This window comes from Franzmannia qiaohouensis (assembly GCF_031451695.1).
Lineage (GTDB): Bacteria > Pseudomonadota > Gammaproteobacteria > Pseudomonadales > Halomonadaceae > Franzmannia > Franzmannia qiaohouensis.
The window spans coordinates 32,672-47,062 of record NZ_JARWAM010000006.1 but is presented as its reverse complement, the minus strand read 5'-3'; the positions used below and the strand labels follow the sequence as shown (position 1 = coordinate 47,062).

The following is a 14,391-nucleotide window of genomic DNA, read 5'->3' as shown; positions in this document are numbered from 1 at the left end:
GGCATAGGTGGGGTCAGGGATGTTTTTTTTGTTGAAACGCTCGTTCGCTGTTATAGTGAACAGTGTTTGATAACTAATATCAGCCTGGCTACTGCCCATGATTAGACAACGAACCCTCAAGAACACCATTCGTGCGACCGGTGTCGGCCTGCACTCTGGTGAAAAGGTATACCTGACGCTGCGCCCGGCGCCGGCCAATACCGGCATCATTTTCGTGCGCACCGACCTCGAGCCCCAGGTGATGATTCCGGCCCGCGCCGAGAACGTCACCGATACCACCATGTGCACGGCGCTGTCCCAGGACGGTGTCAAGGTGGCCACCGTCGAGCATCTGATGTCGGCCTTTGCCGGTCTCGGCATCGATAACGCCTTCGTCGATGTCAGCGCGCCTGAAGTGCCGATCATGGACGGTAGTGCCGGCCCCTTCGTGTTCCTGATCCAGTCGGCGGGCATCGAGGAGCAGCAGGCGGCCAAGAAGTTCATCCGCATCAAGCGCGAGATCGTGGTGCGCGACGATGACAAGGAAGCCCGCTTCCTGCCGCACAACGGCTTCAAGGTGGCCTTCGCCATCGATTTCGATCACCCCGTCAGCGAGCTGCGTGAACAGACCACCTCGGTGGACTTTTCGACCACGTCGTTCGTCAAGGAGGTGTCGCGGGCGCGCACGTTCGGTTTCATGCGCGATCTGGAATTCCTGCGCTCCCATAACCTGGCGCTGGGCGGCAGCCTCGACAATGCCATCGTTGTCGACGACTACCGCATCGTCAATGAAGGCGGGCTGCGCTACGACGATGAATTCGTCAAGCACAAGGTGCTGGACGCTATCGGCGATCTCTACCAGCTCGGCTACAGCCTGATCGGCGAGTTCCGCGGCATCAAGTCGGGGCATGCGCTGAACAACCAGCTGTGCCGCGAGATGCTGGCGAACCCCGACTCGTTCGAAATCGTCACCTTCGAGGACGCGGCGCAGCGCGCGCCGATCTCCTACGCTGCGCCGGCGATGGCGTAAGCGCTGCCGCCGGCCGGCGTCGGCGGAAAACTAGATTTGCTGGGTACCAGGGCTGATGTACGCGCCGCTTCTTCACGGAAGCGGCGCTTTTTGTATGCCGTGTCGGCGGGTTAGTGCGAATTGCCGCGTTCGGCGTGGCCGGCGAGTCGTTCCAGGGCGCGCTTGAGGCGCGGGTCGTCGGTATCGGCGGCACAGCTCGACAGTTCGTCGGCGGCGCTGGCCGAGAGCTCGCGGGCCTGGCGCGGCGGTGCCTTGGGCGGCCGTACCGGGCGTACCTTGAGGGTGAAGCCGAGCACTGCCTCGAACTCGCGATGCTGGTGCAGCAGTGCCAGCAGGCGCGGCTGCTCGTAGCGCAGCCAGGTCAGCCATACCGCGCGGTCGGTGATCAGGGTCAACTTGCCCTCACGGTAGCCGCCGACGAAGACGTGCTCGGCTACCTCGTCGGGCAGCTGCTCGCGCAGCAGTTCCTGGGCGCGTCCGATCAGCTGTGCCATGCGCATCAGTCCGCCAAGTTCGCCCTTGCCACCGAGTAGCCGGGCCACGGGCTGGGCGCGGAAACGCTTAACCTTTATACTCATGGGCTTGCACTTAGGACGCCAATCGATAACGGGCAATCTAGCATGCCAGAGAGTACATCGACAGCATGAGTCACGCCGAGCCTGCCTCACGCGAGGCGCTGCCGCCGGATGGCGGTCGTGACGTAACCAGCAGTTCGCGACGCCGGCTGCGCGGCCGCTGGTGGCTGGCCGGCCTGCTGGTTGGCTGCCTGCTGCCCGCGGGGCTGGCCCAGGGCGATGTGCGCCTGGTCAGTCGCGTGGTGCAGATTTGCTGGCTGGTGCCGGATAGCATTCGCGCCGAGCGCCAGCGCCAGGCGCGCCGACGGCGCTGGCTACCGCAGCTGCGTCGTCGTCCCCGGGTGCTGCGTAGAACCTGGCGCCCAAGTGCCGTGTCGCCCATGCTGCGCAGGGTCGCCGGCGTCGATGTTCTGTCACGCCGTGGTCCCCCTCTCATGTTCGCTCCCCGCGCCTGACGCCGCCCTCGAAGGGCACCAGCGGCGACCGCGTAATGGCGGTCGATGCGCCGCGTATCGATACACGCTACGAGTGAACACGCAATGTTGAATTCCATGTTACGCAAGATGGTCGGCTCCAAGAACGACCGTGAAGTCAAACGCCTGGCCAAGCCGGTCGGCGAGATCAATCAGCTCGAGGCGCGCTTTGAAGCCCTCGATGATGCCGCGTTGAGTAACGTCAGTTCCGAGTTGCGCGAGCGCCTGGCCGGCGGCGAGACCCTCGACCGCCTGCTGCCCGAGGCCTTTGCCGCGGTGCGCGAGGCGAGCAAGCGGGTGATGGGGATGCGCCACTTCGATGTGCAGATGATCGGCGGTCTCGCCCTGCACCGCGGGCGCATCGCCGAGATGAAGACCGGCGAGGGCAAGACCCTGGTGGCGACCCTGGCGGTATATCTCAACTCGCTGCCCGGCAAGGGTGTCCACGTGGTCACCGTCAACGACTACCTGGCGCGCCGCGATGCCGAGTGGATGCGCCCGCTGTACGAGTTCCTGGGGCTGTCGGTGGGCACCATCTACTCCGGCCAGAACGGCGAGGAGAAGCGTGCCGCCTACGCTTGCGACATCACCTATGGCACCAACAACGAGTTCGGCTTCGACTACCTGCGTGACAACATGGCGTTTTCGCTGGAGGACAAGGTCCAGCGGGGACTGCACTACGCCATCGTCGACGAGGTCGACTCGATCCTGATCGACGAGGCGCGCACGCCGCTGATCATCTCCGGCCCGGTGGAAGAGAACACCGAGATGTACAAGGTCGTCGATCGCCTGGCGCAGGGCCTGACCAAGTGCAGCGACCCTGAGGATCCGACCAGCGGTGATTTTTTCCTCGACGAGAAGCAGAAGCAGGTCGAGCTGACCGAAGAGGGCCACAACCGGGTCGAGGAGCTGATGCGCGGTGAGGGGCTGCTCGGCGAGCATGACTCGCTCTACGCGGCGCAGAATCTCAACCTGCTGCAGCACATGCACTCGGCGCTGCGCGCACGCCACCTCTATCAGCGCGACGTCGACTATATCGTCAACGACGGCCAGGTGGTGATCGTCGACGAGCACACCGGGCGCAGCATGCCCGGCCGGCGCTGGTCGGAGGGCCTGCACCAGGCGGTTGAGGCCAAGGAGGGCGTGACGGTGCAGCGCGAGAGCCAGACCCTGGCCTCGACCACCTTCCAGAACTACTTCCGCCTCTACGACAAGCTGGCCGGGATGACCGGTACTGCCGACACCGAAGCCTTCGAGTTCCGCCAGATCTACGGCCTCGATGTGATGGTGATTCCCACCAATCGGCCGCTGGCGCGCAAGGATCTCAACGACCTGGTCTATCTCACCGCCGAGGAGAAGTTCGAGGCGATCATCAAGGAGGTCCAGGCCGAGACCGAGGCCGGCCGCCCGGTGCTGGTGGGTACCGCGTCGATCGAGACGTCGGAGTATCTCGCCGACCTGATGCGCCAGGCCAAGCTCGACTTCAACGTACTCAACGCCAAGCAGCACCAGAGCGAGGCCGAGATCATCGCCCAGGCCGGGCGTCCCGGCGCCATCACCATCGCCACTAACATGGCCGGTCGCGGTACCGACATCGTGCTGGGCGGCAACTGGGAGGCCGAGGTCGCCAAGCTTGACGATCCCAGCAGCGCCGACATCGAGCGCGCCAAGGCCGACTGGCAGGCGCGTCACGAGGCGGTGCTGGCGGCCGGCGGCCTGCACGTGATCGGCTCCGAGCGCCACGAGTCACGGCGCATCGACAACCAGCTGCGCGGCCGCTCGGGGCGCCAGGGCGACCCCGGCTCGACGCGCTTCTTCCTGTCGCTGGAGGACAGCCTGATGCGGCTGTTCGGCTCCGACCGCGTGCAGCGCCTGATGCAGGCCCTGGGCCTGGAGCGCGGCGAGGCGATCGAGCACAAGATGGTCTCGAATGCCGTCGAGCGGGCGCAGAAGAAGGTCGAGAGCCGCAACTTCGACATCCGCAAGCAGCTGCTCGAGTACGACGACGTGGCCAATGCCCAGCGCAAGGTGATCTACGAGCAGCGCAACGAGATCCTCGGCGCCGACGATGTCTCCGAAAACGTGCTGGGCATCCGCGAAGAGGTCCTCGATCTGGCGATCAGCGAGTTCGTGCCGCCCCAGAGCCTGCAGGAGCAGTGGGACCTCGAGGGGCTCCAGGAGCACCTCAGGACCGAGTTCAATATCGATGCGCCGGTGGTGCAGTGGGCCAAGGACGATGATCGCTTCCACGAGGAGCAGCTGCGTGAGCGGCTGCAGACCCAGCATCGCGAGGTTTATGCCGCCAAGGTCGAGACCGTCGGCGAAGAGCTGATGCGGCGCTTCGAGAAACAGGTCATGCTGCAGGTCCTCGACTCACGCTGGAAGGAGCACCTGCAGGCCATGGACCACCTGCGCCGCGGCATTCACCTGCGCGGCTATGCGCAGAAGAATCCCAAGCAGGAGTACAAGCGCGAATCCTTCACCCTGTTCCAGGATCTGCTGATCAACATCAAGTCCGATATCACGCGCATCCTGAGTCACGTCAAGGTGCGCCGTCCGGACGAGGTCGAGGAGCTGGAGCGTAAGCGTCGCGAGGAGCTGGAACGTCAGAAGGCGGGCGCCGCGACGCGCCATGAGGCGCTCGACGACGATCCGGCGGCGGATGCCGAGCGCGCCCAGCCGGCACCGGGCGCCGACGGCCGCCCGGTGCGCCGTGCAGGCCCCAAGGTAGGGCGTAACGACCCCTGCAGCTGTGGGTCGGGCAAGAAGTACAAGCAGTGCTGCGGCAAACTGAGCTGATACGAGGAGAGAAGCACATGGCGGTAGGCAAGGGCACGTTTCCGGCGCTGCCGGCAATCGAGGGGGTGCGGCTGGGTACCGCCATGGCCGGGATCAAGAAGCCGGACCGCCGCGACCTGGTAGTGATCGAAATCGCCCCCGGCGCCACGGTGGCGGGGACCTTCACGCGCAATGCCTTCTGCGCGGCGCCGGTGCACGTTGCCAAGCGCCACCTGGCCTTGGAGACCCCGCGCTACCTGCTGATCAATACCGGCAATGCCAACGCCGGCACTGGTGAGCTGGGCATGCGCGACGCCGAGGCCAGCTGTGCCGAGCTGGGTCGCCTGGCTGAGGTGGCGGGCACCGCCGTGCTGCCGTTCTCCACCGGGGTGATCGGCGAGCCGCTGCCCATGCAGCGGCTTCTGGCGGGCCTGCCCGCGGCGCTCGACAGCCTCGCCGCCGACGGCTGGGCTGCCGCCGCCGAGGGCATCCTGACCACCGATACCCGCCCCAAGGGGGCCACGGCCAGCCTCGAGATAGGCGGCCAGACGGTGACCATCAGCGGCATCAGTAAGGGCTCGGGGATGATTCAGCCCAACATGGCGACCATGCTCGGCTTCGTCGCCACCGATGCCAGCATCGCCCAGGCCGACCTGGAGCAGTGGCTGCGCGAGGGGGTGGCACGCTCGTTCAACTGCATCACCGTGGACAGCGACACCTCCACCAACGACGCCTGCATGCTGATCGCCACCGGGCAGGGGGCGGCGGTTAGCGCCGAGGATGACGTGGCGCGTTTCCGCGCGGCGCTCGACGGCGTGCTGGTCGAGCTGGCCCAGGCGATCATCCGCGACGGCGAGGGCGCGACCAAGTTCGTGACCCTCGACGTGAGCCAGGCGCGTTCGCGCCAGGAAGCGCTCGACGTAGCCTTTACCGTGGCGCATTCGCCGCTGGTCAAGACCGCGCTCTACGCGTCGGATGCCAACTGGGGACGGATCCTGGCGGCGGTGGGGCGCGCCCCGGTGGCCGACTTCGACGTCGACCGGGTGGTCATCGACCTGGGTGACGTACGCCTGGTCGAACACGGCGGACGCGCTGCCAGCTACACCGAGGAGGCCGGCAGTGCGGTGATGGCCGGCGATGAGATCGCCATTCGCATCCGGCTGGGGCGCGGCGAGGCCGACGCCACGGTGTGGACCTCGGATCTGTCCCATGAGTATGTATCGATCAACGCCGACTACCGCAGTTGAGCGTGGTTAACGCTGAGAGAAGTACGGGTGCGCCCGTGAAGACAAGGGTACGAGGATAATGGTCAAGAGACGGGTACATGTGGCAGCAGCCGCCATCGTCAGCGGCGATCGACAAGAGGTGCTGATCGCGCGGCGTCCCTCCAACGTCGATCAAGGCGGACTGTGGGAGTTTCCGGGCGGCAAGCTGGCGCCCTACGAAACTGGCTTCGAGGCGCTGCGCCGCGAACTGCATGAAGAGCTGGGGGTCGAGATCCAGCGCGCCCAACCGCTGATCCGCGTGCATCATGAGTACCCGGACAAGCATATCCTGCTCGACGTGTGGCAGGTCCATGAGTTTGCCGGTGAGCCGTTTGGCCGCGAGGGCCAGGCGGTGCGCTGGGTGCCCATGGAGGAGCTGGTCAACTATCCGTTCCCGGCGGCCAACCTGCCGATCCTGCGCGCGGTGATGCTGCCCACCGAGTATTTGATCAGCGCCGAGGAGGAGGCCGACGCCGACTTCCTGGCCAAGCTGGAGCGGGCGCTGCGCGAAGACGGCATTCGCCTGGTGCAGCTGCGCGCCAAGTCTCTGGCGCGCGAGGCCTATGTGGCGCGCGCCGAGCAGGCATTGGCGCTGTGCCGCGAGCACGGCGCGCGGCTGCTGCTCAACGGCGAGCCGAGCCTGATCGATGAGGTCGACGCCGATGGCATCCATCTCACCAGCGAGCGGCTGATGAGCCTCGAGCGGCGGCCCATCGCCGAGGGCAAGTGGCTGGCCGCCTCGACCCACGACCGCGCCCAGCTGGAGCAGGCGGCGCGGATCGGCTGCGACTTCGTCACTCTCTCGCCGCTGCGTACCACGCCTACCCACCCGGATGCCGCGCCATTGGGCTGGCACGACTTCCAGCAGCTGGTGGAGACCGCCGGCACGCCGGTGTTTGCGCTGGGCGGCATGACCCGCTTCGACGCCGACCACGCCCGCGCGGTCGGCGCCCAGGGCATCGCCTCGATCCGCGATTTCTGGAAGTAAGCTGAAACGTTAGCCACAAGAGCGGCCCCGGGGACAGGCTGGAGCGGAGGTTCGATGCCAGGGGTTCGGAGCACTGCTCCGAACGAGCTGGCCACGGATGGCCAGCTCCGGTCCTGCAAGCGAAGCAGGATGCGAGAGCGCAGCAGGGCATCGGTAGCGCCCAGGGATGGTTCATAGCGCCTCCGCGAAAGCCTGTCCCCGGGGTAGCCGCGTATCTGCAAATCTCTCCCTAGTCCCGATAACGCCGGGTCAGATCCCCGTATGCGTCGATGCGCCGGTCGCGCAGGTAGGGCCACATGCGCCGGGTGTCTTCGCCGCGGGCCATGTCGAGTTCGACCAGCAGGGTCTCGCTCTGCTCGCCGGCGTGGGCCAGCAGTTCGCCCTGGGGCCCGCACACGAAGCTGCCGCCCCAGAAGTCGATGCCCGGGCTCACCTCGCTGTGGTCCGGCTCGTGGCCGACGCGGTTGGCAACCAGCACCGGCAGGCCGTTGGCCACCCCGTGGCTGCGCTGGATCAGCGTCCAGGCGTCCTTCTGGCGGCGCTTCTCGGCATCGTCATCCGGCGGATGCCAGCCGATGGCGGTGGGGTAGAGCAGCAGCTCGGCGCCGGCCAGCGCCATCAGTCGCGCAGCCTCCGGATACCACTGGTCCCAGCACACCAGCAGACCCAGGCGACCCAGCGAGGTGTCGATGGGCTGGAAGCCCTGCGCGGCGTCGGCGTCGCCGGGGGTGAAGTAGAACTTCTCGTAGAAGCCTGGGTCGTCGGGGATATGCATCTTGCGGTAGTGGCCGACGCGCCCCTGCTGGCGGTCGTAGACCACCGCGGTGTTGTGGTAGAGGCCGGCAGCGCGGCGTTCGAACAGCGAGCCGACCAGCACGATGTCGAGCTCGGCGGCCAGCGCCGCCAGCCGCTGGCCGGTGGGGCCGTCCAGCGGTTCGGCGAGATCGAACAGCGCCGGGTCTTCGTACTGGCAGAAGTAGTGGGTGGCGTGCAGCTCCTGGAGCATCACCAGCTGGGCGCCCTGGGCCGCCAGGTCGCGCACGCCGCGCTCACTCTCGGCGAGGCTCCTGGCCTTGTCCGGCCAGGCCGCCTGCTGGACCAGGCCAACCGTCAGAGTATGCTTCATGGGGTTCCCTCCGCTGAGTGGGATGCGCCTGCCAGGCTGCCGCGGGGCAGCTGCATGGTCAGGCAGTGCAGACTGCCATGTTGGCGAATCACCTGGCGACAGTCGATGGGGATGATATCGCGTCCGGGGAAGGCCCCGGCGAGGGCCGCCAGGGCGCGAGCGTCGGCGGCGTCGGCGTAGGTGGGCACCAAGACGGCGCCGTTGATGATCAGGAAGTTGGCGTAGGTGGCCGGCAGCCGGTGTCCGTCGTCGGGGTCGAAGCAGGGCCGCGGCCAGGGCAGCGGCACCAGCCGGTAGGGCGCACCGTCGGCCTGGCGCAGCGCCTCGAGCTCGGCGCGCATGGCGGCGAGTGCCGGGTAGTGGGCGTCGTGCTCGTCGTCGCAGTGGACATAGGCGATGGTCTGCGGGTCGCAGAAGCGTGCCAGGGTATCGATATGGCTGTCGGTGTCGTCGCCCTCGAGATGGCCGTGTGCCAGCCACAGCACACGGCTGGCACCGAGCGCCGCGGCCAGCTCGGCTTCCACGCCGCGGCGATCGAGGTGCGGGTTGCGATTGGGGTTGAGCAGGCAGGCCTCGGTGGTCAGCAGGGTGCCCTGGCCGTCGCTGTCGATGGCGCCTCCCTCGAGCACCAGGTCGCGGGTGTCGAGTGGGGCGGCGAACACGTCCTGTTCGGCCAGCCGCTGGCTCAGCAGATTGTCGCGCTCGGCGGCGAACTTGCCGCCCCAGCCGGTGAAGGTGAAGTCGCGCAGTACCACTTGTCCGTCCTGCTCGACGCCGATCGGTCCGTGATCGCGGGCCCAGGTGTCGTCGCCTGCTGCGACCACAAGTCGCAGGCGCTCGTCGCTGACGCCGAGGCGTGCGAAGCGTTGCGCCAGGCGCTGGCGGGTGGCCGCGGCATTGACGGCAATCAGCACCGTCTGGTAGCGGGCAATGGCCACCACCATGGCTTCCAGGGTCGCCTCGATGCATGCCAGGGTCGGTGCCCAGTCACTTGCGGCGTGGGGCCAGGTCAACTGGACGGCATCCTGGGGGTGCCATTCGGGGAACACACGTAACGCCATGCGGTCTTCTCACGCTGGATGGATCGTGGCCGGCGGGGCCGGGGCCAAAGCGCGCAATGTAGGGCGCTGTCGGTGTGGATGCAAGCCTGTCATGCTGTGGCGCGGGTGGCCCGGATGCCGCCACGGACAACGATGCACCTGAGGCGAAAAAGCCTTACCATGTGCGCCTTCTGACAAGGAACCGATCGCGATGCTCGACCGCTTGCCCATCATGCTTGGTCTGCGCTACGTGCGGGCCAAGCGCCGCAATCATTTTATCTCGTTTATCTCGCTGACCTCGATGCTGGGGCTGATGCTCGGCGTCGCCGTGCTGATCCTGGTGCTGTCGGTGATGAACGGTTTCGACCACGAGCTGCGCAATCGCATCCTGGGCATGGTGCCACACACCAAGATCGAGGTGCGCGAAGGCCTCAGCGACTGGCAGTCGCTGGCCGAGGAGTTGACCCAGCGCGAGCGGGTGATCGGCGCGGCGCCGTACATCCAGCAGCAGGGCATGTTCTCGGTGGGCGGGCGCAACGAGGGCGCCATGGTCAACGGTATCGAGCCCGAATGGGAGGATCGCGTATCGATCATCGGCCGCCACATGCAGCAGGGCAGTCTCGACGATCTGCAGCCCGGGGAGTGGAACCTGGTGCTCGGCTCGATGCTGGCGCGCAGCCTGGGCGTCAGCGTCGGCGACCGGGTGACGCTGCTGGTACCCGAGGCCTCGATCACCCCGGCGGGGGTCTTTCCACGCCTCAAGCGCTTCACGGTCAGCGGTATCTTCAGCGTGGGCGCCGATCTCGATGCCGGCCTGGCATATGCCAATATCGAGGACATGCAGACCCTGGCGCGTCTCGGCGACAACGTCGAGGGGCTACGCCTGCAGCTCGATGACCTGTTCGTCGCCAACAGCGAGACCCGCGCGATCATCGATGAGCTGGGCAGCGGCTACCGCGGCATCGACTGGACCTTCTCCCACGGCAACCTGTTCCAGGCGATCCAGATGGAGAAGCGCATGATCGGCCTGCTGCTGACGGTGATCATCGCCGTGGCGGCCTTCAACATCGTCTCGACGCTGGTGATGGTGGTCACCGACAAGCATGCCGATATCGCCATCCTGCGCACCATCGGCGCCACGCCGCGCTCGATCATGGGCATCTTTATCGTCCAGGGCCTGGCGATCGGCATCATCGGGATATTGATCGGGGTGATACTCGGGGTGATCCTGGCGCTCAGTATCTCGGACATCATCAACTTCTTCGAATCGGTGCTGGGCATCCAGTTCCTCGATTCCAATGTCTACTTCATCAGTCATCTGCCGTCGCGCCTGGACTGGGCCGATGTCGGCAACATCGTTGGTGCGGCCTTCGTGCTGACCTTCCTGTCGACGCTCTATCCGGCCTGGCGTGCGGCACGGATTCAACCTGCCGAGGTGCTGCGCTATGAGTGACGACGTCAATAATCCCGCCGCGCAGGTGGCGGGCAAGGTGCTGCTCGAGTGCCGCGGCCTGACCCGCACCTACCGCGAGGGGCCACAGGATCTGACCGTGCTCCACGAGCTGGACCTCGAGGTGCACGCCGGCGAGCGGGTCGCGGTGGTCGGCAGCTCAGGCTCGGGCAAGACCACGCTGCTCAACCTGCTCGGCGGGCTCGACAGCCCCAGCGCCGGCGAGGTCAAGGTGGCGGGAGAGTCGCTGGCACAGTTCAAGGAGGCGGCGCTGGGCAAGTTTCGCAACCGCCATATCGGTTTCGTCTATCAGTTCCATCACCTGCTGGCCGAACTGACGGCGCTGGAAAATGCCGCGCTACCGCTGATGATCCGCGGCCAGTCGCGCAAGCAGGCCCAGGCTCGGGCGCGGGAGATCCTCGCCCGGGTGGGGATGGCCGAGCGCGCAGAGCACAAGCCCGGCGAGCTGTCCGGCGGTGAGCGTCAGCGAGTGGCGATTGCCCGCTCGCTGATCACCGATCCCAGCCTGGTGCTGATGGATGAGCCTACCGGCAACCTCGACCAGACCACCGCGGCGAGCATCCTGGCGCTGATGGACGAGCTGGCGCGGACCACCGCCTGCGCCTTCGTGGTGGTGACCCACGACACGGCGCTGGCGGCCCACCAGGACCGCGTGATGCGTCTCGACGGCGGCCGTCTCACCGCGGCCTGATCAGCACTCCTCGCCGTCGCGCCGACAGCGCCGCCGACGCAAGCGTCGGCGGCGCCAGCTACGTGATACCTGCCAGCGCCAGATCAGGCGAATCACCAGGTTGGCGGCTAGCCCCACCACCACCGCCGAGACCAGCGACCCCACCACCAGGATCGGCATGATGTCGACCATCTGTTCGGCGATCCAGCGTGTCGACAGCCGGGTGGGCGCCTCGCGGGCCGGGGTGTCCAGCAACCAGGCGCCGATGCGGTAGTTGCCGTAGAAGATCAGCGGCATGGTCAGCGGATTGGTGATCCACACCAGCCCCACCGAGAGCGGCAGATTGCAGCGCAGCAGCCAGGCACCGAAGGCCGCCACCACCATCTGGAACGGTATCGGCAGCAGCGCACTGAACAGTCCCACCATGAAGGCGTTGGCCACGCTGCGCCGCGACAGCACCCACAGCGAGGGGTCGCCGATCAGATGCCCCATGAAGCGCAGCGATCTGTTGCGCTTGAGGGTCTCGGGGTGAGGCATATAGCGCTGTAGCAGTCGGCGCGGCATGGCGGGCTCGTGTGGCGCTGGGGTGGCTCGAAGTCAGCTATTATCCATACTAGGCTTATCGCCCGCCATGATTTGGCACCCTATTTAGCGTGCCACCCTGAGCGGCGACACATGGACGTGGAGCGACGATGCGCATGGGATGGGCGCTGCCGCTGGCCCTGGCGGCACTATTGGGAATTTTCGTCGGCGATGTGGCGCCGGCGGGGCTGGTCGAAGCGGGGCTGGTGGCGGGGCTGCTGGGTTGGCGGCACTGGCGCTGGATGGCGTTGCTGCTGGTGGCTGCCCTCACTGCCTGGCCGGTGCTGCAGGCGGGCTCAGCAAGTCTGCCCCAGGGCCTCTCCCGCGAGGACCTGCAGCTGCAAGGACGGCTGCTGCAGGTCGAACCCCAGGGTGAACTGACGCGCCTGCTGGTCGCGGTCGAGGGGTGCCGCCCCGAGGCCGCGCCGCGGCCGTCCTGCGAGCGCCTGCGGCGAGTCCGCTTGACGCTGTTCGACGCCGAGGGGCAGGCACCCGAGATGCGACCTGGCGAGCGCTGGCAGTTTGCCGTAAGACTGCGTCCGCCGACCGGTTTCGCCAATCCCCACACCTTCGACTATGCCGCCTGGCTGTGGCGCGAGCGCATCGATGCCAGCGGCTATGTGCGCCGCGAGCCTGCGCCGCTGCGACTGTCGTCGGCGCCGCCGCGGCCCGCCCGGCAGGGCCTTGCATATCTCGACCGGCGCCTGGAGGAGGGGGTGGCACGGCGTTGGCTGGCGGCATTGACGCTGGGAGCCGCGGAGCGCCTCAGCGACGACGACTGGGCGCGGCTCAATGCCACCGGCACCACCCACCTGGTGGTGATCTCCGGGCTGCACGTGGGGCTGGTGGCGGCCTTCACCCTGCTGCTGGGGCGCGGCGTCGCGCGGCTCGCCACGCCCACACGCTGGCGCCTGTCGACCTGGCCGTGGTGGCTGGCCGGCGCGAGTGCGGTGGGCTATGCGCTGTTGGCCGGTTTCGCGCCGCCGGCCCAGCGCGCCATGCTGATGACCCTTGTCGGCCTATGGGTGGCCAGCGGGCGCCACGCCCCGGGGCCGTGGCAGGCCTGGTGGCTGGCCCTGGCTGCGGTACTGCTGTTCGACCCGATTGCGCTGTGGCGGCCGGGGCTGTGGCTATCGTTTCTTGCCGTGGCGCTGCTGATCGTGATCTGGCAGGGGCGGCAGCGCCCGCGTGGGGTGCGCGGCTGGCTATGGGCGCTGCTGCGCACTCAGCTGCTGCTGGCGCCGCTGATGGCGGCGGCGGTGCTGTTGGCCTTCGACCGGCTGGCGCCTGCGGCACCGCTGGTCAATCTGCTGGCGGTGCCGCTGGTCAGCTCGCTGATGGTACCGCTGGGGCTGCTCGGTTGGCTGCTGGCCTGGATACCGCCGCTGTCGGCGCTGTGCTGGTGGCTGTTCGGGGTGCTGGCCGAGGCGCTGCATGGCCTGCTCGGCGTGGCCATGAACGGGTTGCCGGTGTGGTTGCCGGCTCCCTGGCAGCGCGCGCCGCTGGCTCTCGCCCTGATGCTGTTGGCGGCCTGCTGGGCGCTGCCGGGGGTACCGCGACGCCTGCGCCTGGCGCTGAGCCTCGGGTTGGGGCTAGTGCCCCTGTCGCTGGCGCCGCCCGAGGTGGCACCGGGGCAACTGGAGGTGCGGGTACACGATGTCGGCCAGGGCCAGTTGGTCGATCTGCGCACCGCCAACCACCGTCTGCTCTACGATACCGGGCCGCGTTTTCGCTCCGGTTACATGCCGCTGGCCGACCTGTGGTCGCGGCCACAGCGCTTCGACCGGGTCATCGTCAGCCATGACGACCTCGACCATGCGGGTGGCGTCGCGGCGCTGGCGGCACACGAGGTGGGGCAGTTCATGGCACCGCGTGGCGAGCAGATCGGGGTCCCCTTCGCGCCCTGTAAGGCCGGACAGTCGTGGCAGTGGGACGAGGTGACGTTTCGCCTGCTGTGGCCGCCGCCCGGAGATAACGCCGAGTGGTCGAGCAACGACCGCTCCTGCGTGCTGCTGGTCGAGGCCGGCGACCAGCGGCTGCTGATCACCGGTGACGTGGGACGCCGGGTGGAGCGCTTCTTTCTGCTCGACGTGGAGGCCCCGTTGACCCTGCTGGTGGCCGGCCACCACGGTAGCCATACCAGTACCGGGCCGCAGCTGGTCGAGCTGCTCGACCCCCGGCAGGTGGTGTTCAGCGCCGGACGCGACAATCCCTTCGGTCACCCTGGCGATGGAGTGGTGCGGCGGCTGCGCGGCCGCTGCCTGTGGAATACCGCCCTCGACGGTGCGCTCAGCTGGCGGCTGGGCGACGCGACTGCGCCGCGCGGCGAGGCGATGCGCGACCTGACGGCGTGGCGCGGCGGTGTCGGCGACAGATGTCATGGGGTAGAATCGGCGCCACTCGATGCGCTTTAG

At 67.5% G+C, this 14,391-nt stretch carries 12 protein-coding genes; 8 read left to right on the top strand and 4 right to left on the bottom strand.

Going from position 1 to position 14,391, the window contains the following annotated elements:
• Window positions 1-97: 97 nt before the first annotated feature.
• Window positions 98-1,009 (top strand): UDP-3-O-acyl-N-acetylglucosamine deacetylase, encoded by a 912-nt coding sequence (gene lpxC, locus QC821_RS09265; protein WP_095622101.1) that lies wholly within the window; start codon window positions 98-100, stop codon window positions 1,007-1,009.
• A 110-nt stretch (window positions 1,010-1,119) separates the two neighbouring features.
• Here lpxC and QC821_RS09260 read toward each other — a convergent pair whose 3' ends face one another.
• Window positions 1,120-1,587 carry a DUF721 domain-containing protein gene (locus tag QC821_RS09260; protein ID WP_309720072.1) on the bottom strand — a complete coding sequence of 156 codons (468 nt, stop codon included), beginning with the start codon at window positions 1,585-1,587 and terminating at the stop codon, window positions 1,120-1,122.
• Window positions 1,588-1,652: 65 nt separating this feature from the next.
• Here QC821_RS09260 and QC821_RS09255 point away from each other — a divergent pair, with 65 nt between their 5' ends.
• From QC821_RS09255 to QC821_RS09240, 4 genes are all read left to right on the top strand, one after another.
• A complete protein-coding gene (locus tag QC821_RS09255) occupies window positions 1,653-2,039 on the top strand; it encodes a hypothetical protein (RefSeq protein ID WP_309720070.1) in 387 nt (128 codons plus the stop codon).
• An 84-nt stretch (window positions 2,040-2,123) separates the two neighbouring features.
• A complete protein-coding gene (gene secA, locus QC821_RS09250; protein ID WP_309720067.1) occupies window positions 2,124-4,856 on the top strand; it encodes a preprotein translocase subunit SecA in 2,733 nt (910 codons plus the stop codon).
• Between the two features lie 17 nt (window positions 4,857-4,873).
• Window positions 4,874-6,082 (top strand): bifunctional glutamate N-acetyltransferase/amino-acid acetyltransferase ArgJ, encoded by a 1,209-nt coding sequence (gene argJ / locus QC821_RS09245; RefSeq protein WP_309720064.1) that lies wholly within the window; start codon window positions 4,874-4,876, stop codon window positions 6,080-6,082.
• 58 nt (window positions 6,083-6,140) lie between these two features.
• Window positions 6,141-7,088 (top strand): Nudix family hydrolase, encoded by a 948-nt coding sequence (locus QC821_RS09240; protein ID WP_309720061.1) that lies wholly within the window; start codon window positions 6,141-6,143, stop codon window positions 7,086-7,088.
• Between the two features lie 229 nt (window positions 7,089-7,317).
• Here the strand turns inward: QC821_RS09240 and QC821_RS09235 are convergent, their stop codons facing one another.
• Both QC821_RS09235 and QC821_RS09230 read right to left on the bottom strand, forming a co-directional pair.
• The gene (locus tag QC821_RS09235; RefSeq protein WP_309720058.1) at window positions 7,318-8,214 is read right to left on the bottom strand and encodes a carbon-nitrogen hydrolase; all 897 of its coding nucleotides are present in this window, start codon (window positions 8,212-8,214) and stop codon (window positions 7,318-7,320) included.
• A complete protein-coding gene (locus QC821_RS09230; RefSeq protein ID WP_309720055.1) occupies window positions 8,211-9,275 on the bottom strand; it encodes an agmatine deiminase family protein in 1,065 nt (354 codons plus the stop codon). Before QC821_RS09230 ends, QC821_RS09235 begins: the two co-directional genes overlap by 4 nt.
• Window positions 9,276-9,465: 190 nt before the next feature.
• On the opposite strand from QC821_RS09230, the gene QC821_RS09225 reads away from it, so the two are divergent.
• The gene (locus QC821_RS09225; RefSeq protein ID WP_309720053.1) at window positions 9,466-10,707 is read left to right on the top strand and encodes a lipoprotein-releasing ABC transporter permease subunit; all 1,242 of its coding nucleotides are present in this window, start codon (window positions 9,466-9,468) and stop codon (window positions 10,705-10,707) included.
• Complete coding sequence (locus tag QC821_RS09220) at window positions 10,700-11,416, top strand: ABC transporter ATP-binding protein (protein WP_309720050.1); 717 nt, start codon at window positions 10,700-10,702, stop codon at window positions 11,414-11,416. Before QC821_RS09225 ends, QC821_RS09220 begins: the two co-directional genes overlap by 8 nt.
• Here the strand turns inward: QC821_RS09220 and QC821_RS09215 are convergent, their stop codons facing one another.
• Entirely contained in the window at window positions 11,417-11,959 is a 543-nt protein-coding gene (locus QC821_RS09215) for a DUF2062 domain-containing protein (RefSeq protein ID WP_309720048.1), read from the bottom strand.
• A 128-nt stretch (window positions 11,960-12,087) separates the two neighbouring features.
• Here QC821_RS09215 and QC821_RS09210 point away from each other — a divergent pair, with 128 nt between their 5' ends.
• On the top strand, window positions 12,088-14,391 hold the full coding sequence (locus QC821_RS09210) for a DNA internalization-related competence protein ComEC/Rec2 (RefSeq protein ID WP_309720045.1): 2,304 nt from the start codon (window positions 12,088-12,090) through the stop codon (window positions 14,389-14,391).

Coding starts and splice junctions, on each gene's coding strand:
- lpxC (WP_095622101.1), top strand. CDS start 98: ATGATTAGACAACGAACCCTCAAGAACACCATTCGTGCGACCGGTGTC.
- QC821_RS09260 (WP_309720072.1), bottom strand. CDS start 1,587: ATGAGTATAAAGGTTAAGCGTTTCCGCGCCCAGCCCGTGGCCCGGCTA.
- QC821_RS09255 (WP_309720070.1), top strand. CDS start 1,653: ATGAGTCACGCCGAGCCTGCCTCACGCGAGGCGCTGCCGCCGGATGGC.
- QC821_RS09220 (WP_309720050.1), top strand. CDS start 10,700: ATGAGTGACGACGTCAATAATCCCGCCGCGCAGGTGGCGGGCAAGGTG.
- QC821_RS09225 (WP_309720053.1), top strand. CDS start 9,466: ATGCTCGACCGCTTGCCCATCATGCTTGGTCTGCGCTACGTGCGGGCC.
- QC821_RS09230 (WP_309720055.1), bottom strand. CDS start 9,275: ATGGCGTTACGTGTGTTCCCCGAATGGCACCCCCAGGATGCCGTCCAG.
- QC821_RS09210 (WP_309720045.1), top strand. CDS start 12,088: ATGCGCATGGGATGGGCGCTGCCGCTGGCCCTGGCGGCACTATTGGGA.
- QC821_RS09215 (WP_309720048.1), bottom strand. CDS start 11,959: ATGCCGCGCCGACTGCTACAGCGCTATATGCCTCACCCCGAGACCCTC.
- argJ (WP_309720064.1), top strand. CDS start 4,874: ATGGCGGTAGGCAAGGGCACGTTTCCGGCGCTGCCGGCAATCGAGGGG.
- secA (WP_309720067.1), top strand. CDS start 2,124: ATGTTGAATTCCATGTTACGCAAGATGGTCGGCTCCAAGAACGACCGT.
- QC821_RS09235 (WP_309720058.1), bottom strand. CDS start 8,214: ATGAAGCATACTCTGACGGTTGGCCTGGTCCAGCAGGCGGCCTGGCCG.
- QC821_RS09240 (WP_309720061.1), top strand. CDS start 6,141: ATGGTCAAGAGACGGGTACATGTGGCAGCAGCCGCCATCGTCAGCGGC.